General features: G+C 43.7%; 16 protein-coding genes and 1 tRNA gene. 12 read left to right on the top strand and 5 right to left on the bottom strand.

Annotation, left to right across the window (positions count from 1 at the left end; translation table 11 throughout):
• Positions 1-376 precede the first annotated feature (376 nt).
• Together QUB63_RS30025 and QUB63_RS30020 are read left to right on the top strand one after the other, a co-directional pair.
• Entirely contained in the window at positions 377-3379 is a 3003-nt protein-coding gene (locus QUB63_RS30025) for a UPF0182 family protein (protein ID WP_332949022.1), read from the top strand.
• Positions 3380-4171: 792 nt separating this feature from the next.
• Positions 4172-5107: a spermidine synthase gene (locus QUB63_RS30020; RefSeq protein ID WP_332949021.1), complete on the top strand. Its 936-nt coding sequence runs from the start codon at positions 4172-4174 to the stop codon at positions 5105-5107.
• A 238-nt stretch (positions 5108-5345) separates the two neighbouring features.
• Here QUB63_RS30020 and ccmS read toward each other — a convergent pair whose 3' ends face one another.
• Together ccmS and QUB63_RS30010 are read right to left on the bottom strand one after the other, a co-directional pair.
• Complete coding sequence (gene ccmS, locus QUB63_RS30015; RefSeq protein WP_332949020.1) at positions 5346-5789, bottom strand: beta-carboxysome assembly chaperone CcmS; 444 nt, start codon at positions 5787-5789, stop codon at positions 5346-5348.
• A 170-nt stretch (positions 5790-5959) separates the two neighbouring features.
• Complete coding sequence (locus QUB63_RS30010; RefSeq protein WP_332949024.1) at positions 5960-7741, bottom strand: ABC transporter ATP-binding protein; 1782 nt, start codon at positions 7739-7741, stop codon at positions 5960-5962.
• A 334-nt stretch (positions 7742-8075) separates the two neighbouring features.
• Between QUB63_RS30010 and QUB63_RS30005 the strand changes: the two genes are divergently transcribed.
• Positions 8076-9248 carry an RNA-guided endonuclease InsQ/TnpB family protein gene (locus tag QUB63_RS30005; RefSeq protein WP_332949019.1) on the top strand — a complete coding sequence of 391 codons (1173 nt, stop codon included), beginning with the start codon at positions 8076-8078 and terminating at the stop codon, positions 9246-9248.
• Positions 9249-9417: 169 nt separating this feature from the next.
• Here the strand turns inward: QUB63_RS30005 and QUB63_RS30000 are convergent, their stop codons facing one another.
• The 3 genes from QUB63_RS30000 to QUB63_RS29990 form a co-directional block, all read right to left on the bottom strand.
• Entirely contained in the window at positions 9418-9588 is a 171-nt protein-coding gene (locus QUB63_RS30000) for a hypothetical protein (RefSeq protein ID WP_332949018.1), read from the bottom strand.
• Between the two features lie 45 nt (positions 9589-9633).
• Positions 9634-9804 carry a hypothetical protein gene (locus QUB63_RS29995; RefSeq protein WP_332949017.1) on the bottom strand — a complete coding sequence of 57 codons (171 nt, stop codon included), beginning with the start codon at positions 9802-9804 and terminating at the stop codon, positions 9634-9636.
• Between the two features lie 225 nt (positions 9805-10029).
• Positions 10030-10641 (bottom strand): thylakoid membrane photosystem I accumulation factor, encoded by a 612-nt coding sequence (locus tag QUB63_RS29990; protein WP_332949023.1) that lies wholly within the window; start codon positions 10639-10641, stop codon positions 10030-10032.
• Positions 10642-10961: 320 nt separating this feature from the next.
• On the opposite strand from QUB63_RS29990, the gene QUB63_RS29985 reads away from it, so the two are divergent.
• The 9 genes from QUB63_RS29985 (at position 10962) to QUB63_RS29945 (ending at position 21207) form a co-directional block, all read left to right on the top strand.
• Positions 10962-11864, top strand: a complete 903-nt coding sequence (locus QUB63_RS29985) for an undecaprenyl-diphosphate phosphatase (RefSeq protein ID WP_332949016.1) — start codon at positions 10962-10964, stop codon at positions 11862-11864.
• A gap of 151 nt (positions 11865-12015) precedes the next feature.
• Complete coding sequence (locus QUB63_RS29980; RefSeq protein ID WP_332949015.1) at positions 12016-12339, top strand: YnfA family protein; 324 nt, start codon at positions 12016-12018, stop codon at positions 12337-12339.
• A 145-nt stretch (positions 12340-12484) separates the two neighbouring features.
• Positions 12485-13030, top strand: coding sequence for an adenylate kinase (locus QUB63_RS29975; RefSeq protein ID WP_332949014.1), 546 nt, complete (start codon positions 12485-12487; stop codon positions 13028-13030).
• A gap of 88 nt (positions 13031-13118) precedes the next feature.
• Entirely contained in the window at positions 13119-13277 is a 159-nt protein-coding gene (locus QUB63_RS29970) for a hypothetical protein (protein ID WP_332949013.1), read from the top strand.
• 109 nt (positions 13278-13386) lie between these two features.
• Positions 13387-13461 (top strand) — tRNA-Ala (locus QUB63_RS29965).
• Positions 13462-13484: 23 nt separating this feature from the next.
• Entirely contained in the window at positions 13485-14894 is a 1410-nt protein-coding gene (locus QUB63_RS29960) for an SDR family NAD(P)-dependent oxidoreductase (protein ID WP_332949012.1), read from the top strand.
• Positions 14895-14897: 3 nt separating this feature from the next.
• Positions 14898-16061, top strand: coding sequence for a ribonuclease inhibitor (locus QUB63_RS29955; protein WP_332949011.1), 1164 nt, complete (start codon positions 14898-14900; stop codon positions 16059-16061).
• 89 nt (positions 16062-16150) lie between these two features.
• Positions 16151-17140, top strand: coding sequence for an MBL fold metallo-hydrolase (locus QUB63_RS29950; RefSeq protein WP_332949010.1), 990 nt, complete (start codon positions 16151-16153; stop codon positions 17138-17140).
• A 119-nt stretch (positions 17141-17259) separates the two neighbouring features.
• Positions 17260-21207, top strand: coding sequence for a hypothetical protein (locus tag QUB63_RS29945; RefSeq protein WP_332949009.1), 3948 nt, complete (start codon positions 17260-17262; stop codon positions 21205-21207).
• Position 21208: the final 1 nt, after the last annotated feature.

Genomic DNA, 21208 nt, shown 5'->3' with positions numbered 1-21208 from the left:
GTTGACAGTTGACAGTTGACAGTTGACAGTTGACAGTTGACAGTTGACAGTTGACAGTTGACAGTTGACAGTTGTCATTAGTGATGTTTTGCATCAGCTTTTAATGTAATTAGGACTTATATCGTTTCCGGTCGATTGACCGCAATAAGATTGGTTCGTAGTGCGGACTTCAGTCCGCAGCCTGAGAGCGGACTTTCGGGCGCACTACGAACTTTCATTGTTATGGTAATCTACCGGACATGATTTTACCCATTTGCTCATTAAGTAATGGGGTTTCTTAACTCAAATTTAGGGTTTTACTTGTTACCAGGCGGGAGCCTGGGAACCAGTTTAACTAATGACTAACAACTAATGACTAATGACTCTTCCCAACTAAATGACTATTAAGCGAATTTATCAATTAATTTTATTGCTTGTAGGGCTGTGGTTAGTTTTTGAGTTTTCTACCCGGATTGCGGCAGAAATTCTCTGGTTTGAAGAAGTTGGATATCTTCAGGTTTTGCTGTTAAAACTGAAAACTCAAGGGTTGCTGGGGGCGATCGCAATTTCGGCATCTTCCGCCTTCTTCTTCGGAAATTTGACCCTAGCCCGCCGCCTGCAACTTCCCACCGAAAACATCAAATCACCTGTTTTTAGGCAGTTAATCGCTTCAGCAAGTGGCAGAAACACGAAGAAAAATCATCAACTACCTGCTGCTAAATCTCAAATTGCGTTTCCCTGGCTGCTGTTGGCGGTATTTGGATTGAGTTCGATCGCCAGTTTAACAGTAATTCACTGCGGGATCTTAGCTGCCGGTAGCATCGGCGATTTTAGGATAGTCGGGGGTTTGTCTGCGCCGCCAATTCACTTCGGATTTAAGTCAATCCCGGAAATAGTTGTGCAGCTATTTTCTCACCTGTGGCAGTTGGGCTTGCTGCTGGGGCTGATGTTCGCTGTAGCAATTAAGCCGGATTTTTGGCTGCGGGCGATCGCCCTTTTGCTCAGTTTGGCGATCGGGATAATTGCCGCCAGTCGCTGGACTAAACTTTTACAATATTTCAACCCTACTAATTTTAACATCACCGACCCGATTTTTAATCAAGATATTAGCTTTTATGTATTTATTTTGCCAATCTTAGAATTACTAAGTTTAGGGCTGACTGTTGTATCTGTGTACGGTTTAGTATCTTGCACTTTGATATATTTGCTGTCGGGAAACAGCCTGAGTCAAGGCATATTTTTGGGATTTTCGCGATCGCAGCAGCGGCACTTGTACGCCTTGGGAGCAGCTTTGATGCTAGCCACCGCATTCCGCTACTGGTTGGGGCGCTACGCCTTGCTGTACTCGCGCGGAGACGTTACCTACGGGGCTAGTTACGCTGACGTGACAGTGCGGCTTCCCGTCTATGGCTTTTTGAGTATAGTGGCTGGGGCGATCGCACTTTTCATGCTGTGGCCTGTTTTCCCATTAAAAATCAACAATAATAACTTTAAAAAAATAATTTTAGCATTTTTAACTTTAAGTGTATCTCTAGGTTGGCTGCTGCCAAAAATTGTGCAGCAAGTAATAGTTAAACCGAACGAACTAGCGCGAGAACAGCCCTACATCCAGCGCAGCATTGCCTATACTCAAGAAGCCTTTGACCTCAAAAAAATCGAAATCAAAACATTCGATCCAGCCGGTCAACTTACATATAAAGACTTAGAAAAAAATCAACTTACTATTAGCAACATCCGCCTGTGGGACAAGCAGCCACTGCTGCAAGCCAACCGACAGTTACAGCAAATTCGACCTTATTATACATTTCCTGATGCCGATATCGATCGCTACACAATCAAAAACGAAACAGCAAAAAAGGGAGATGTTGAAAGCCAGCAAGTAATTCTGGCTGCGCGGGAATTAGATTACACAGCAGTGGCGCCGGAAGCTCAAACTTGGGTAAACGAACACCTAGTTTACACTCACGGTTACGGCTTTACTCTTTCTCCCGTAAACACAGTCGGTGTCGGCGGTTTACCCGATTATTTTGTCAAAGATATTGGAGTTGCAGCCCAGACGGGAGAGACTTCTTTGGGGATAACGAGCGATCGCATTCGGGCCAGTATCCCGATCGGCTATCCGCGCATTTACTACGGCGCAGTCACCGATACCGACGCCATCGCACCGACAAAAGTCAAGGAATTCGACTATCCCAGCGGCGAAGACAATGTTTACAATACCTACAGCGGTAAAGGCGGAATTGCGATCGGTTCTATATGGCGGCGCTTGCTGTTTGCTAGCTATCTCAAAAATTGGCAAATGGCCCTGACTCGAAATTTTACGCCCGAAACTAAATTGCTGTACCGCCGCAATATTAACAAAAGAGTCCGGGCGATCGCTCCTTTTTTGCGATACGATTCCGACCCGTATTTAGTAGTAGCAAACGCCAATCTCAGCAAAGGCCAAATCGAAAAAAAACCGGATAAAATTGGCAACGCAATTAAACCTTCACCCTCGGTAAACGATAAATCTCCCAACTATCTTTACTGGATTATTGATGCCTATACAGCGAGCGATCGCTACCCGTATTCAGATCCCGGAAAAAATGAATTCAACTACATCCGCAACTCAGTCAAAGTCGTCATTGACGCCTACAACGGGTCTGTTGACTTCTACGTTGCCAACCCTTCTGACCCGATTATTAACAGTTGGATTGCCATCTTTCCCGGACTCTTCAAACCCCTTGACAAAATGCCTCCCGCTCTCCGCAAACATATCAGATATCCAGTAGATTTGTTGAGCGTTCAATCCGAACGCTTGCTAACTTATCACATGGAAGACCCGCAGGTATTTTACAATCGGGAGGATTTGTGGCGAGTTCCCAATGAAATTTACGGCAGCGAACAGCAGCCTGTAGCACCCTATTATTTAATTACCAAACTGCCGACGGAAACATCAGAAGAATTTATTTTGCTGCTGCCATTTACGCCAGTCAGTCGCAATAATTTAATTGCTTGGATTGCAGGGCGATCGGACGCGGAAGATTACGGAAAATTGCTGTTGTACCAGTTTCCCAAACAGCGATTAGTTTACGGCCCGGAACAGATAGAAGCTTTAATCAACCAAGAGCCGGTTATTTCCGAACAAATATCTCTCTGGAATCGGCAAGGATCAAAAGCAATTCAAGGCAATTTATTAGTAATTCCCATTGAACAATCTTTGCTGTACGTAGAACCTCTGTATTTAGAGGCCGAGCGCAATAGTTTACCAACCTTAGTCAGAGTTATTGTTGCCTATGAAAACCGCATCGTCATGGCCGAAAATCTCGGCGCCGCACTCAAAGCACTTTTTCAGGCAAAATCTATCAATAAACCAGCAATTATTCGACCTGTAGAAGGAACAGCCCCGGCTTTGAATTAATAGGCGATATGTGTAGGGAAACGGCACTGCCGATAGGTGTCAACTTAACCCGAAAAGCCGCCAGGGGTTTTAACCCCGCGCCGGACTGTGGGAAAGCGCATTAAGTTAACAGCAATGGACTCTCGCCTAAGTCCGGCGCGGGAATCTCAGACTTTTAATAAGTGAAATAAAATAGATGATTGTACCAACACTTTTTAAACTGGGATAAAAATGTTTCCTAATTCTTAAATCCGATAAAAACCTAAATAAACCCGCACCTAAAGCCCTCAAACATCCAAGACTTGCTGTAGAATAAAGATATTGTCACCTCAAAACCTCATCAAGGTTTGGCAAAATCTGGCAATTCCTCAAAGAATTATTTCAGCGAATCTTCATAAAAAATCCCCCATTTCAACCCAGGGCTGATTCATTCCCTTCTAGAGGTATAATGTCAAGCATCTAAGAGATAAATCAAAAAAACGATCGCAAATCTGCGAAAAGCAAATGAAGCAAGTCAAAGACTTCCGGGTAAAAGACGGACAAAGACATCCTTTATGGCTCGTGTTGTTGTTCGCGATTGTGGGAACAATGAGCGGGTATGTTGGACCAGAGTGCCTGGGGAGAATTTGTGCAGCGGCACAATCGAGTATTAATTGAAACATTGGGAATTCAAAGACATGGCGTGCCATCCTACTCAACAATACGAAGTTACCCAAAAAGTGGTTTGACACGTTACTGATAGGGTAAAGCCCTTATGGGCGCACCCTACATAATTAGGTTCTGCCTTCAGGAATGAATAAAATTTAAAATCAGATGATTGACGAACAAAAAAATTGGCAAGCTATCAATTTAGCGAATATTCAACAGCGGCTTGCTTGGGTGCAACAACAGCCGGTTGGAGTTGTTTTTTGCAAAGATTCGGGAGTTCACTATGTTGCAGTTAGAAAAGACAAAGGTCAAATTAAGCTATCTTTAGTAGAAAAGGTGAATTTGCATACAGATTTGTTGCAATCTGTGTTCGACCTCAACAATCCTCTACATTTAGTTTCAGAATATACGCAGGCAATGATGTTGGGTTTAGTGTGGCAAAGCCAACCTAAAAGAGTGTATATAGCTGGGTTTGGTGGCGGTCGCATTCCGTTAGTGCTGCACCATTATTTGCCGGAAACTGTTGTAGAATGTGCTGATGTAGACCCGATCGCGATCGAAGCCGCTACACAGTGTTTTGGCGTGGAGTTCGACGGCAGACTCACCGCAGCAATCCAAGATGGGAGAGAGTACCTAGAACAACAAAATCCCGAGATTAAGTACGATATAATTATGACAGACGTGTTTTTTGGCAACGGGTACTTTCCGCACCGGCTGGCCACCAAAGAATTTTATGAACTTTGCAAAAAACACTTGTCAACCGCAGGAGTTGTACTCGTAAATCTGCTGCAAAGAGATCGGTTTTATGCGGAAAAGGTCAAGACTTTTCAAAGCGTGTTTTCCCAGGTATGCGTCTGCCCTTGGAAGGATATTAACAGCGTTTTAATTGGTACTAACAGCCCTATTTTAGAGAAAGACGAGATTGTTCTGCGAGCAAAATCTTTGGAAGATTGGCATCAATTTTCGTTTTCTTTAACCGACAGAGCCCTTGATGTGAAAATAGGTTCCGAATTGTCTGAAATTATACCTAATTTAGACAATTCTCAAATCTTGACCGACGGTGCGCCGCCCGCCGGTTATTTTGATTGCTGGTTATTTTGAGATCGAACACTACAACATTGGTTCGCAGCATCGGAATGTAAGTCCTCATCTTCGGAGGACTTGCATTCCGATGCTGCGAACTTAAATTAGCATTTTTTTACCGGATTGGATATAATTTATCCTTTGATATAGCAACCGCCACATGGCGTGAGGGCATAAATAACCTGATGAATGGAGACGAGAACCCACAGCATAAACGGTTTGATTCCCGTACTATGTAACTGTCAACTGTCAACTGTCAACTGTCAACTGCTATATATTCAGCCATTTGCTTTTCCAGGCGATCGAGCAATGTATCGACATCCGCTGCTGCGAGTTCAAAACAATCAGGAGGTGCGGGGTCAATTTCAAATAAGATTAGCTTGATTTCACCTTCGCCGATCGCCACAATTGCCACCTCTTTCTCCGGTTTGTGAGCGTTCAGCACTCCGATAATTTCCTGAATATGACTTTTAACTTGACGGTTTAATTCTTCGATAGCCTCTTTTTTACAGTACACGAAACGCGGCGTTCCTGCAACATCAATCCCCAAAATCTCGTCACTTTCCTCTCCCCTTTCCTGAAAGAGTCCCCAAGCTAAAGCCGCCAATTCTTGTTTGTTGGCTGCCACAAATTTATCTAACTTGCGGCGCCAGTTATTGGGATTTTTTTGTTCTGAATCAGGGCTACCAAATAAATACATTTTCTCTCTTTGCTTGTAGAAACTAATATTTTACAGTCATCAGTCATCAGTCATCAGTCATCAGTCATCAGTCATCAGTCATTAATTAGGCGTCAAATTACCAATTACCCATTACCAATTACCCATTACCAATTACCCATTACCAAATTCAACCCAAAAGCGCTGCGTTTCTATTTTATACCAGATTGCACGCGCCAGAGGGACGCATAAACTCCGTCGTGTTCGATCAGTTGTTCGTGCTGCCCCGATTCTACCACTCGCCCCTCTTCCATGACAAAAATGCAATCGGCATTGCGGACAGTAGAAAGACGGTGGGCGATCGCAATTGTAGTGCGATTCTTGGTAATTCGTTCGAGCGATCGCTGAATTGCCGCCTCCGTCTCGTTATCCACCGCTGAAGTAGCTTCATCAAGGATCAAAATCGGCGGATTCTTCAAAACAGCCCTCGCAATGGCAATGCGCTGCCGCTGTCCCCCCGACAATTTTTGGCCGCGTTCCCCTACAATAGTCATGTAACCGTCCGGCAATTGCGCAATAAACTCGTGAGCCTCCGCAATTTGAGCAGCATTTACGATCTCTCGCTCGCTAGCCTCAAAACTGCCGTAAGCAATATTTTCCGCCACCGTACCGTGAAACAAAAACACATCTTGACTCACCAATCCGATCGCTCTGCGCAAATCTTTTAAATTCAGGGTAGTTAATTCTATGCCATCAAGATAAATCTGACCGTACTGTACCTCGTACAGCCTCAAGATTAGTTTCACCAGCGTACTTTTCCCCGAACCAGTGACGCCAACAATTGCAGTAGTTTTCCCCGCCTGCAGAGTCAGCGAAAAATACTGCAAAATCGGTTTTCTTTGATTGTAATAAAAGGTAACATTTTTAAATTGCAGCTCGCCCTTAATCGAACTAACCGGCAGCCGAATATCGCCCGTGCGAATTGCGATCGGAGTATCCAACAAATTCATCACCCGATTAGTAGAAGCCATGGCGCGCTGGTATCGATCCAGAGTATCTCCCAGCCGAGTCAGCGGCCACAGCAACCGCTGGGTCAAAAACACCAAAACGCTGTAAGTTCCCACCGACAAACGGCCCGCCACCACCTCCAAACCGCCCAGAAATAGCGTTGCAATAAACCCCAAGAAAATCACCACCCGAATCAGCGGAATAAAAGCCGCCGAAAGTACGATCGCCCGCCGATTGCTTTGGCGATAAGCTTGGCTTTGGGTTTCAATGCGCTGAGTTTCATACTCTTCGGATGTAAAGCTTTTAATAGTAGTAATTCCCATCAAATTATTCGACAGTTGCCCGTTCAGAAAGCTCACCTTTTCCCGGACATCAGCATAGAGGGGAGCGAGGCGATTTTGAAATGCGATCGACCCCCAAATAATAAAAGGAATTGGCAGCATTGACAGCGCAGCAACAGCGGGAGATGCAGCAAAAAAAGCCGCGCCAATCACAATCACAGTGGTAATTACTTGAATCACCTCATTAGCGCCGCCGTCCAAAAAACGTTCGAGTTGATTGATATCATCGTTGAGAATCGAAATCAAACCGCCCGTGCTGCGTTCTTCAAAATAACCTAATTCTAATTCTTGCAAATGGCTGTAAGCTTCCAGACGCAAATCGTGTTCGATATCCTGAGCCAAATTGCGCCACAAATAATCATAGGCATATTCAAAAATAGATTCCAGCGTCCAAACAATCAAACTTAAAAAAGTAATAATTGCCAGTTGCCAAAAGACATCTTTTATGCCCCAGCGAGCGAGGGTAGAATCTTGCTGTTTCACCACCACATCAACAGCAATACCGATTAATGCTGGCGGCGCTAAATCGAAGAATTTATTCAGCAGCGAGCAGATACTTGCCAACCAAGTTTTCAGGCGGTAGCGGCGCCCGTACTTCAGCAGCCGCTTGAGGGGATGGACAGGTTTAGGGGGATTCTGTGACAATTGAGGATGGGGATAATAGGACAAGTTTTAGATTTTGCACTTACTTTCACGGCTTGAGAAACTGGCTGCAAGCCCATTCCAAAACCTGTGAAATTGTGTTGTGGAACGGGCTTCGACGCTGTTGGCAACACCTGTTCCAAAACCTGTGAAATTGTCTTGTGGAACGGGCTTCGACGCTGTTGGCAACAGCAGTTTGTGAGAACGCACAAATCAGCCTAGACTTTAAACGTTAACACAGGCTTCATCGAAAATTGTGGGTGGAAACCCCGTGCTTCTAGCACGGCTTTACATTAGAACCTACATATCTCACGGAATAATTGCTATAATGTGAGACATGACACAGAGAGCCTTTAAGTACCGCTTCTATCCCACGCCTGAGCAAGAAACCTTGCTCAGACGCACGATGGGCTGTACTCGTTTGGTCTACAATCGCGCCCTTGCTGTGAGAACACAGGCTTGGTACGACGAGAAAAAACGAGTCGGTTACAGCGATACTTCGGCATTGTTGACTAACTGGAAAAAGCAAGATGACTTGCAATTTCTGTCGGAGGTTAGCTGTGTACCATTGCAGCAAGGATTGAGACATCTTCAGAAAGCGTTCTCGAATTTCTTTGAGGGACGGGCGAAATATCCAACCTTCAAGAAGAAACGAAACGGTGGGAGTGCAGAGTTTACCAAGTCTGCCTTCAAGTTCAGAAACGGGCAAGTGTTCCTTGCCAAGTGTTCTGAGCCGTTGCCGATTCGTTGGAGTCGAGAGTTGCCCAAAGGCGCAACACCAACAACGATCGCGGTGAAGCTCTCGCCTGCTGGAAGATGGACAGTTTCCTTGCTGGTGGATGTTGAGATTGAACCATTGCCTCCATGCTCCAATGAGATTGGGGTTGATTTGGGTGTCACAAGTCTGGTTGCTTTGAGTGACGGTGAAAAGATTGCTAATCCCAAAGGCTTTAATGCAAAACGCCGCAAACTCAAGAAAGCTCAAAAGGCATTGAGTCGAAAGCAGAAAGGGTCGAACAATCGCCACAAAGCACGGCTCTTCGTCGCAAAGGTGCATCAAGAAATTGCTGATGCAAGAAAGGATTTTATTCACAAGCTGACGATTCGATTGGTACGTGAAAATCAAACGATTGCCGTCGAAGATTTGGCTGCGAAGAATATGGTCAAGAATCGGAAGCTTGCTCTTTCTATTACTGACGCAAGTTGGGGTGAGTTGGTCAGGCAGCTTGAATACAAGTGTGACTGGTACGGTCGCACGTTGGTCAAGATTGACCGATGGTTTCCGAGTTCTAAGCGATGCGGCAAGTGCGGTCACATCGTTGAAAAACTGCCGTTGAATATTCGTGAATGGGACTGCCCGAATTGTGGCGCACACCATGACCGAGATATCAACGCCGCACAAAACATTCTTGCCGCAGGGCTTGCGGTGAAAGTCTGTGGAGCGAACGTAAGACCGGATAGGCATAAGTCTGATGGCAGTTGCGATGAAGCAGAAAGATCTAAGAAGTGATTCTTGGAATCACCGTGGCGTAAGCCCGGTGAGGATGTCAATTTAGCGACTATCCCCACGATTTGCGCCTCATCAACCTGAACGTCAATCGCTGGTTGAATTGGCTTGTAAGCTGCCGGTGCTTCTTCGATTCTACGTTCTTCGCGCAAGGTAATGCAATCTACGCCAGTTAACCCAAAGCTGCGTGAGTTTTGTCAGCACCCGAGCGACCGATCTCGAAGCGCGATCGCCCCCGGACTGCACCCTTCGGATGCCGATCGCAAAAATCGATCGTTCGCCCAGCGCAATCTTTGCGAGTCACCCAGCCGACACCTTCAGCTAAGGTAATATTGTGAGGCAAATCGTAGAGAACCGATTTGACATCTTCTGGGAGGGTGCAAGCCTTTTAATCATCAGCCCAATCAAACAAAGGTTGAGCTTGGCGATCGCCGCCGCCCGCATTTCTCTCAAAGTTCTTCACGAGAATGCAAGCATCTTTCCGTACTCGCATTTTACCAGAAATAATTGGTTGAAAGCCTCTCACGAGTGAGGGAGAAATTAAAATCAGACTATTCATTACTCCAATCCTCGGACTTCTAGGTAGAGGTCGCTCTCCACAGGTCAACTGTCATGAACGTCAACTGTCAACTGTTGAACGTTCTCTCGGGAATCACCCGAAATCTCACTGGGAAAATTAATTAGCTAGGCTCGATTTCGGGTGCGCCGCGGCGCACCTTACTCAATATTAGACCAAAAAAATCTCGTTAAGCAATCCTTGAAAACTGCTATCAGCAATTAGATATTACTTCGACAATTCGATGTTTAGCTCGTTCACGACACGGCGTTTGAGCGGGAGGGATTTTTCTCTAGGCAGCAAGTCGAATACTTTCCGAAAGGCATCATCTACCTGTTCAAAAGCTACTTGTCCTTTCGCGTTAAAAACTACTTTTCCCGATCGGTCGAGGATGACAGTTTGAGGTACGAAACCTTCGTAATAATGGCTCCATTCAGTAAGTTCCGGTGACGGCTGTTCGGGCAAAGAGTCAATGCTTACGGGCATAAAATCGGCTTCGCGGCCGTAAAATTCCTGGAGTTGAGAGACGACGATCGCGTATTGCTTGCAGTCGCTGCTGTCGTCTGTGTAAAACACTAACAATGCGGGTTTGTTGCGTTTGAAAGAATCTGTGAGTTTGACTTTAGGAGGAACTAGGGAACCGTTGCCGGCGTAGAGAGAAAATATTGTGCCGTCGAAGCGATCGTCTGTGAGAGTTGCGAAGGCTGGCGGCTGGCTGGTGAGAAGTATCAAGCTAAGTGCGATCGCCACAGTGAAAATACTGGCCGACAAGATTCGCCGCAGCAAGCGGATGCCAGAAGCAGCAGTAACAATTGAATTTTTGTACTCGGGAAATATCATAGGTTGTTGGCAGTTGCTGTAAGCTGGCTTCATCAGATGCAAAAACTTTCCTAATTGTATCAGCAACTGTATGCAAATGTTCCTGAGTAGGCTAAAGTAGTTTCGGATAGACAATCATAATTTACTTGTTGTAGCGATCGACACGGTGATTGTACTGACCGAAGAGCACCATTTGCGATCGAAATTTCAGGGGCGGGCTGGAAGTGCCAACCCCACAATGAAATTTATTTGTTGCGGGCTGGGCTTCTAGCTTCTGAGAATGGTGCAAGATGTTAAATTCAACTGATAACTAGAAACTGACAACTGGGAATTCACAACTAATGATAGCTTTGCTTGACGCACTCCTCGCCCAAACGCCCGCTGCTGATGTTTCCGGGCCCGCTCCACTCAATCTGGTGCAGACGATTGTTTTAGGAATTGTACAGGGATTAACAGAGTTTTTACCCATCAGCAGCAGCGCTCATTTGAAGGTAGTGCCGATCGCCCTGGGATGGGGCGATCCGGGTGTTGCTTATACTGCTGTGATTCAGTTGGGCAGCATTGTGGCAGTGCTTTGGTATTTCTGGAAAGACTTGACAAGTATAACTTTTGGTGCAGTCAACGCTGTAATGCGGCGCGACTACGAATCGCAAGAGTTTAAAATGGCCTTGGGGATTGCTTTGGGAACAATACCTATAGTCTTTTTTGGACTGCTAATCAAGATATTGGTTCCAGATTTTGACAAATCACCGTTGAGGAGTTTGGCCAGCATCGCCATTGCTTCAATCTTCATGTCGCTGCTGTTAGCAATAGCCGAAAAAACTGGCAAGCGCAATCGCACTTATGAAAAATTAACGGTTCAAGACGGTATTTTGATGGGATTAGGTCAAGCAATGGCGTTGATTCCGGGCTGTTCGCGATCGGGTTCCACCCTAACAGCAGGATTGTTCATGGGATTGGAAAGAGGCGCGGCCGCGCGGTTTTCTTTTTTATTGGGAATTCCGGCAATTACTCTGGCGGGATTAGTGGAATTGAAGGGTGTTTTAGGAGAAGGAATCGGCGACGCTGGAGTTGTGACTTTAATAGTGGGAACGATTTCGGCATTTGTATTTTCTTATTTGTCGATCGCGTGGCTGATGAAGTTCCTGCAAACTCAAAATACGTGGATATTTGTGTGGTATCGGCTGGCGTTTGGCGTGGCGATTTTAACCGCGATCGCAGGTGGGGCATTGAGAAATAGTTAAAACAAGACTGCTTTGACAATCGAAGCACCTGCTACGCTGAGCGATTCGCGCAAAAATAAATAGATTTCTCCAAAGCAGCCAGTTTGGGGCAGATATAATGCCTGTACCAAAATAGTTTTTGGAGATATCTAATAGTTTTTTGAGATGTCTAATGATTCAATCTTTGTTGCTTTTTGTATTAGCTGGAGTCTGCGAAATTGGCGGCGGCTATTTATTTTGGCTGTGGTTGCGCGAAGGCAAAAGCCCTTGGTTGGCCGTAATTGGGATGGTTATCTTGGGGGTTTACGGAGCGGTTCCCACGCTGCAACCTGCTACTTTTGGACGGGCGTATGCTGCTTACGGCGGCGTTTTTATTGTGCTGTCGATTCTGTGGGGCTCGATTGTCGATCGCGTTGCTCCTGATAAATACGATTTGCTGGGAGGGTGGATTGCATTGCTGGGCGTTTTGGTGATTATGTACGCACCTCGCCGCTAGCAGCCAGCGATCGGCAAATCATAGCATTTTTGATTTTCGATTATTGTAGAAGATACCAGGCTCGAAAAGTCGATCGCACTCTGGACTTGCTCGCAAAGTCGATCGGCTCCCACTTAAACTCGAACTCGGGCGAAGGAGAGTAGCTATGAAAAAAGTAGCAGTATTTGGCAACGCTGGAGGCGGTAAATCCACTCTCAGCAAGAGATTATCGGACATCACTGGATTACCGCTTCACGTCTTGGACAAGATTCAATATCGATCGGGCGACGTTGAAGTTTCACAGTTCGACTACAAGCGCGCCCATCAGGAAATTTTGCAGACTGAGAGATGGATTATTGACGGGTTTGGTTGCATGGAAACCGTCTGGCTGCGACTTGATGAGGCGGATACTCTGGTTTTTGTCGATCTACCGCTATACGTGCATTTCTGGTGGGTGACTAAACGAATGATCTCGGGTTATTTTAAACCGCCCGAAGGCTGGCCGGAAAACAGCCCAATATTAAAGAGTTCGATTAGCAGTTACCGCGTGCTTGGGTTGTGTGACAAGTATTTGAGCCCAAAATATCGCGAATATATCGATCGGGCGCGAAGTACCAAAACTGTTTATCACATCCGCTCTACTGAACAGATTTCGCAATTTCTTGAGTCTATTGAAAATGAGACCAAGATTAAAGATGGTGAACTGATATAATCAACTTAATGACTCAGTTACAGTTCACATTAATACGATTAATTTATGGAAGCCACACTGGAAGCTAAGTTGTGATGCCGATCGAGAGATGGCTGCAACTACCCGCCAAGCCGTACTGGAAAAAATTGCGAGCGATCGCACGTTAATGTTTGCCTATCATTTTCCTTATCCCGGTATCGGACATTTGCGATCGCGCGATCGGGGTGGATTTGATTGGCAACCTGTCAACTGGCAATTTGAAAGTTAATCCTGCTTGTGGAAGTCATGCAAAGGTTATCTGCCGCTACTAACCTTTGCCGTTAGACAGCTATCGTCCATAATGTAGTATGATAAAATATAATCGATTTCTAAGATTTGGGATTGGTAGCTCAATTGGAAGAGCGCTGCGACTGCATCGCAGAGGTTGGGAGTTCGAGTCTCCCTCAGTCCCACCTTTTTGGGGCATATAATTCAGATGAATATCCCACCAGACCAATTAGAAATCTGCCTCAATGTTCTGCAACAAATTTCAGAAGATCCAGCGGTCATTGGCGAACACGATCGCTTCAAAAGTTTGATTGCCAAAATCTATAAAGAGGGACGCAAAAGTTTGCGTCAAACTCAACAACAACAACGACAAATTGAAGATCGCCAACTCAAAGCATCAACCGTCATGGTGCAGCACCAGCACCAACAACAGCCATTGGCTGCGTTACCAGAATCAACAACCCGATCGCAGCATTTGCACAAGCCGATCCTTTGTTACATTTGCAAAAAACCCTATACACAAATTCATTTTTTTTATCATTCACTCTGCCCAAAATGCGCCCAATTCAATTACCAAAAACGACAACAGCGAACCGATTTAGTTGGGCGAACTGCATTAGTGACAGGCGGACGGATCAAGATTGGCTATCAGATGGTATTGCGGCTGTTGCGAGATGGTGCTAAGGTGATTCTCACCACAAGATTCCCCTATGACTGTGCCGATCGCTACAGTCTAGAACCCGATTTCGAGCAATGGCGCGATCGCCTGCAAATTCGCGGGCTCGATCTGCGAAATATTCCAGCAGTCGAAACATTTGTACGGGATTTACTCGATACTGAATCGGCTCTGGATATTATCATCAACAATGCAGCTCAAACTATTAAACGTCCGTTGGCATTTTATCAGCATCTCTTAGATCGAGAACGAGAAGCATCACAAATACTCAGCAAAAACGCGCAAGCATTAATCTCGATCGATGGCAATACATTAAAAGGAAAATCTCCCCGACAGCAATCTCTTTTACTCGAAAGTCAACTCAATTACAAAGATGGTATACCGGGTGCGATCGCGGATTACTTCCCGCGCGATCGCTTCGATGCTGACGGAGAACAACTGGATCTTCGCCCCGGGAATAGCTGGTTGCTAAAACTCGATGAGGTAAACACGATCGAGTTAGTTGAAGTACATTTGGTAAACGCGATCGCACCCTTCATTCTCAACAGCAAACTCAAACCGTTACTACTTCGTTCATCCTTTGCCAGACGCTTTATCATCAACGTTTCGGCAATGGAAGGACAATTCAACCGCTCCAGTAAAACACCCTATCATCCCCATACCAATATGGCAAAAGCAGCTTTGAATATGATGACGCGAACCTCGGCGGTTGATTGTGCCCGATATAATATTTTCATGAACAGCGTCGATACGGGTTGGATTACCAATGAAAATCCTTATCCTAAGAAAATACGAGTTCAAGGAGAACAAGGCTTTTACACCCCATTAGATGCGATTGATGGGATGGCAAGAATTTACGATCCGATCGTTCAAGGTATTGAAAACCCAGATCCTCCGATGTACGGTCATTTTCTTAAAGACTATGCCCCCTATCCCTGGTAGCAAATGATGATAAATACCGCTCTTCACTGTCCGTTACCCAATCCTATAGAGTCTTCCTCCGAAGTAGTAATCGAACTCAAATCGTTAATCGATTACCTCCAAACCGATCGACCGATCGCTCAAAAAATAGTCTTCCCGCGCGGCACAGTCATGCCCGATGGACGGCTCGATTTGTGCAAGCAAGATTTAGGTGTAATGGGATGTCATTTAGTGACTGAAGCATTGGCAAACAATGATGCGATCGCTAGCTTATTACTGGGAACCAATGGTATTGGCGATCTTGGTGCTAAAGATGTGGCGCGATTGATTCAACGCAACAACCGTTTAGAGATTGTCTATTTAGGTTGCAATGCGATTTCATCCACAGGTATTGCTGCACTTGCCGAAGCGCTGACGCACAATCAATCTGTAACTGGGTTGTGGTTAAAACGCAATCCGATCGGCGTAGCAGGTGCATATTATCTAGCGGAAATGTTGCGTCACAATACAAGTATCCGCACGCTGGATTTGGTCAATACCCAAATCGGAAATGAGGGATTGGCCGCCATTTTAGAGGTTTTGACTTACACCAATCGTACTGTTGAACGGCTGTACTTGGGCGGCAATCAAATTCAAGCAAACCAGGCTGCTTTACTGGCTAATCTTTTAGCTGAGAATCCTGTAATTACTGGCTTATTTCTTAATGTCAATCATTTGGGCGATCGAGGTGTTACAGTTTTAGCAGGTGGATTGGCAGAAAATAAAACACCGCTCGATTTAGGATTGGCTAGCAATGGCATTGGGGTAGAGGGTTGTGAGGAATTATTAGCAGCACTGCAAACTCACCCCGCGATCGGCAATCTGGATTTAGGTTACAGTCCTTCTACACAAGTGTTAAAGGCACTGCCCAATCAGATTGGAGATATCGGTGCAAGCGCGATCGCGAATTTCCTGAGAGACAACCAAACTTTATTTAAGCTAAATCTGGCCAAAAATGGAATTACTGAGGGGGGAAAAATAGCATTAATTACTGCATTAGAAACCAATCGAAAATTACGTTATCTGATTTTAGATGGGCAACCCGATCGACGAATTGAGGTTTTGTTAGAGCGCAACCGGATGCTGAATTTGGGTGACGAATTACACAAGCCTCGCAGTGTTGCTTCGATCCAAAGTGTATATCGTTGAGCTTAAGCCGTATTGACTGTCAATCTAGCCGATCGTAAAATACTTGAGGCACGACAATCTGTTATTAATATTCAAGAGTATTCGGAACAATGCCTATTTCTCGTCGAATCTTTCTCACAGGGGCGATCGCCACTTCCTTCGCCCTACCCACCGCTGGCCGTTTGCTGGCACAAACCCCTCAACGCACGATGCCCCGCAATACAGGCATCTATCGATTTAAGTTGGGAAATTTCAACCTGATTTCGATTAGCGATGGAACGTTGAGCGTCCCGGCAGCAATCTTTGCCGGCAATGCCAAACCAGAAGAGTTGCAAGAGGTTTTAAAACAGGGTTTTCAAGGGGAAACGCTGGCCGCAGATTGTAATGTTTTATTGGTGGATACCGGGGCGAACAAAGTTTTAATCGATACGGGCAGCGGTTTGTTGAATGGAGCAACTGTTGGCAAGCTGATAGAAAACTTGCAGCAGGCACAGATTAAACCGATCGATATTACGGCGGTGATTTTGACTCACGCCCACGGAGATCATGTGGGTGGTTTGAATGGGAAAAGCGGGTTGACTTTTCCCAATGCGCGCTATTTTATCAGCAAACAAGAGTGGAATTTTTGGACGGGGCGCGAGGTGGATTTGCCCAAGTTTGGCGGGCCCGCCGAGATGAAGCAGCAGATGATTGAGATTGCGAAAACCCAGTTAAGTTTGATTCGCGATCGCGTCACTCAATTCGATGTTAACCAAGAGTTTTTGCCGGGATTTACAGCTATTCCTGCCTACGGTCACACACCCGGTCACGTTGCCATCCGAATTGCGTCTGGAAATGCTGTGATGGTGCATACGGCCGATACGGTTCACATTCATACAATTAACTTGTGGAATCCAAGCTGGAAACCGATTTTTGATGCCGATCGAGAGATGGCTGCAACTACCCGCCAAGCCGTGCTGGAAAAAATTGCGGGCGATCGCACGTTAATGTTTGCCTATCATTTTCCGTATCCGGGAATCGGACATTTGCGATCGCGCGATCGGGGTGGATTTGATTGGCAACCTGTCAACTGGCAGTTTGAAAGTTCATCCGAACCCTAGCCAGCATCGATCGAACTCAAGTATGAGAAAACTTCACTCAAATTCTACTCATTTGTAGTCAACTGTGGTAAAATGCGGTCATTATTATGTATTAACCCTAGATAAGGTGATGGCGGGTCATGGACAAGCAAACAGACTTTCTTCATCAGCAGTTAGAATCATCTCGTTCCAAAATTCTTAATTCCTACCTTACGACTATTGAAGATAGTTTTCGGGAAAACCGTTCCCAACTCAAACTCATCAATTATGGTACGGGGTCAGGAAAAACTCACCAATTGTTTCAAGCCATATATAAAACGATTGAAGACCGTCCAAATATTCAGGTAATTGGTATATATGTTGCCCCATTAAGAGAGCATCTAGTGGTGCCAGATTCTGTCGCGAGTCAATATCCAAATATTCCCGTCTACAAACTAAATTCATTAAAAATGAAAACGACGGACGAGTATATTAAATCGTACAAAAAATGGATACCTTCGATCCTAAAGGATAAAAGTTTTTGGAAGATTAGCGACAAAGAATATCCTCGGGAAAAAGTCGAGGCAGCTAGAGAAAATCTCAAAACAGCAACAGGTGTGATTAACCGCCTTGAATATGTAAAGAAAACCGATTTTGGAGACAATAAAGTTAACGAAGACCAGATCGAAAAAGCAGAACAAGAACTGAACAATCTTATTGAAAAGTTTTTAGAATTTCTTGTCAGATGCAAGCCCAATGAAAATAGCTGGTTGAACGAATGTTTCAAGCTAATGGAAATATTCTTTCCTCTCCATCTCCTGCGCGAAAAATCTGGGATATTGATGCTCACTTATAAGAAATTTGAGACGAATATTCCGTACTTTAGACATAATGGTGAAACATGGATAAAGAAAAGCAGCTATCTCGATGAATATGTTATTCAGGACACAAACAACTCCAGAAAGTTCATTTTTGCCTTTGATGAGCAGGAAGATGGCTATCAAATTATGTTAGAGGAAAAGATTGACATCATCTCTCCTAAAGCACTAGCTATTAATAATGCACTCTCATCTATAAATAGAGAATTTTCTATTCTCTTTTCTCAACGAAGCACTGACAACCGAGAATTTTTAAGTTTTATCGATAAGAACAAGGGTGCTTTTCATGAATTTCAAGAACATTTTGAAAAAGGCAAATTTCTGGAAAATAATCTCCAACAATTAGCTTCTATATATCAACGATTGACTGCTGAGGAAGGGAACTCGATCGATTTTTTGCAACAAGTTGTAGTAATTAAAAAAACACTCGAAAAATCGCTGAAGGAAATCTTCGAGCTTCTGAACGACTGCGATAGAGAGAATCTTATCCAATTGGATTTTGAAATGTTATCCAGAGTTTTTTCAAGATTCGAGAATAACAGAAGTTTGCTGATTCCTCAAAAACTTTACAACAAGATTGGCAACGATATGATGAATATTTTTTCATACAACAATATATATATTTATAACATTGAGCCTCTCAAACAACTATTTTTAACCAGAGCTTCCAGCGGTCATGTCCACATCACTGAAGAAAAAGTTTCAGACAATACCTCTGTAGCAGAATTAATTTATGCCATTCTAGCAGTTCGATTGCAAATTAAAACCATCAAAGAACTTCTGGCTAATGTCCTAGATGCTGAGGATTCGCAATCCCGTTCTTTAGATATTTGGTCGAAACAGATAGCTAAATTTCAAAATGCAAGTGAAGAGAGTACAACAAAAAATCAACCGCTCAAATACTTAAACCGTGCTTATGTCTATGAAAGCTATAAGTCGATCGTAAATATTAAAGAAATTTCTCGCTATCAAAGTTCTAAGAATAACCTAATCGATCCCGCACTTAGAGAAGTTTCTATTGGCAGTACAGCCATATTTACTTCTCCTGAATTCAAGATAAAGTCAATGCTAAATAATCGCAGTAATGTGATGTTTATGATTTCAGCAACGGGGGGTATTTTTGGAGATTTAAGCACAAGCTACGACCAGAGTTATTTAGAAGATAATTTGCGCGATGAGTCTGGGCAAAGTTCATTCAATACAATGAGTGAAGAAGAAATATTGCTTTGTGAAGAAATCCGAGCTCATCGTCAGGCACAGCGACAGATTACAGTAAATTTTTTCAACAAAGATGTATCATCTTTCCCCAACCAACAAACTAAACAAGTTGTCGAGAAGTTTGAAAAAATTGTATTAAAAGGTTTTATCGATTCTTTAAAGAATGATGGTACTTGGTTTAGTATTTACAAAACACAAGAATTGCAAAATTTTATTCGATTATTGTTTTATCTTTTTGAAGATGACTCGATTCAAGAAACAATTGCTTTTACTCAAACCCTACACTGGATTAAACAGTTAATAGATTATTGTGAAAAAATCCATCAGGCTAACTTTGTATTTGAGCGATCGCCCGAACATCCAAACATATATAGCGTGCGAGTCGATCACCCCAAATATCACAGTAATATTCGGATTAAACTCATGTTATATGAGGCATCTTTCAACAGTCTTTACGAAGATAAAGCAGCTCAGAAAACATACATAAACGAGCTTGTTGAAGTAGAAGGGCAGAAAATTTTCTTTGTATCAGCTTATCAGTCAGCTTCAAAAGGATTAAACCCCATTATCAAAAAACCAAGCGGTGAGGAAAAAGATTTTGACTCTTTAGCTGTGCTAATGGACAGTTACTATACTGTAATGAAACCACCACTCAAGAAATCAACAGATTCTGAAAAATCTACTACACTTTACCATTTTGCGTTAATGAAAAGTATTGTAAAGTTGGGAAACTCTACTTTTGAGATTAAAGATTTTAACAAATACCTGAGCCAACCTGAAGCGGCGGAATTTAGAGAGTTGCAACATCAAATTTTATTAGGAAAAGGAGTTTTACAAGCGATAGGTAGAGCGGAGCGACGGGATTTTCCGAATCAGGTTGTAAAAATCTTCATCAATGAAGAAACCAGACAAAATTTACTAAATTTTTACGGATACTTAGAACGCTCGGAACCTAATGAAATTCGCAAACTTTCTGCAAACAACCACCAAGTTTATCTAAGCCTGCGAGAAGAAGAAAAGAAGCGCTCGATTAATAATTATGAAGATCATGTCTGTGATGAGATTGATGCCGATCGAGCTTTTCAAAAATTCAGACAAACAATGTTAGAAGAAATCGATAAGTTTCACGAACACAAAAATACGTTTGATATTACAAAAGCATGGGATGCTGTACGCGATCCAGTTGTATTCCACAACCCAGATAAGTATCTCAAAAAATTACAAGATTTCAAGCTATTTCCTGCTGATTTTATTGAATCACTCTTCTATCACAACCTAGAACAAGCTGAGTTTATACCCTATTTAGCGTCAGAGGAGGAAGATGGCAAAAAGTTTCAGGTTATCAGCGATAGCATCAATGGGGAAAAAATCTATCCTTATCAAAAGCGATTATATCCTGAATATCTCAAAACAAATGCTCGGGGTTATGACTTGGAAGGTAATGAACTTGGATTGCTAGATCCTTATACGGAGAGAATTTACAGACTATACAATGACTTGATTCCACAACCAGAAATTTTTAATACTTATATTCCGCGTCCGCGTTTCTTTTATGATGTGTTGTATCCATCACTAACTGAAAATTTTGTGGAGAGTTGGATTAAAGATGTAATTTTCCAAGGCCAAGACTGGAAAGCTATCAAAGCCATATATGGTTTTGAACCCTTGCTAGATTTCAAAAAATATTGTAAGCTGTATGAGCGGTTCGATCTGTACTATATCAAAGACAACCGACTATTTTGTGTTGATGTTAAAGCATGGAGTAGAGCTTCAGGAAATCGCCTTTCCAATCAAACGCTGGAAAAAACCCAAAACAAGCTGAATGCAATTGTTTCAGACTATCCAGAATTTAAAGCTGTGAAAGGATTGCTTCTAAATTTGCACGCAAACCAAGAAAAAAATCACCAATACTCACCAACGCTATTTTCGGGAAATTTGATTTACTTTGACGAGCGTAATTGTCCGGTTGCATCCAATATTCTCCAAGACTTTTTATTCACATCTGAGAAATAAA

The organism is Microcoleus sp. ARI1-B5 (assembly GCF_036705795.1).
Classification (GTDB): Bacteria; Cyanobacteriota; Cyanobacteriia; order Cyanobacteriales; family Microcoleaceae; genus Microcoleus.
Note: the sequence above shows the minus strand (reverse complement) of the source record. Positions and strands in the feature narration are given on the sequence as shown.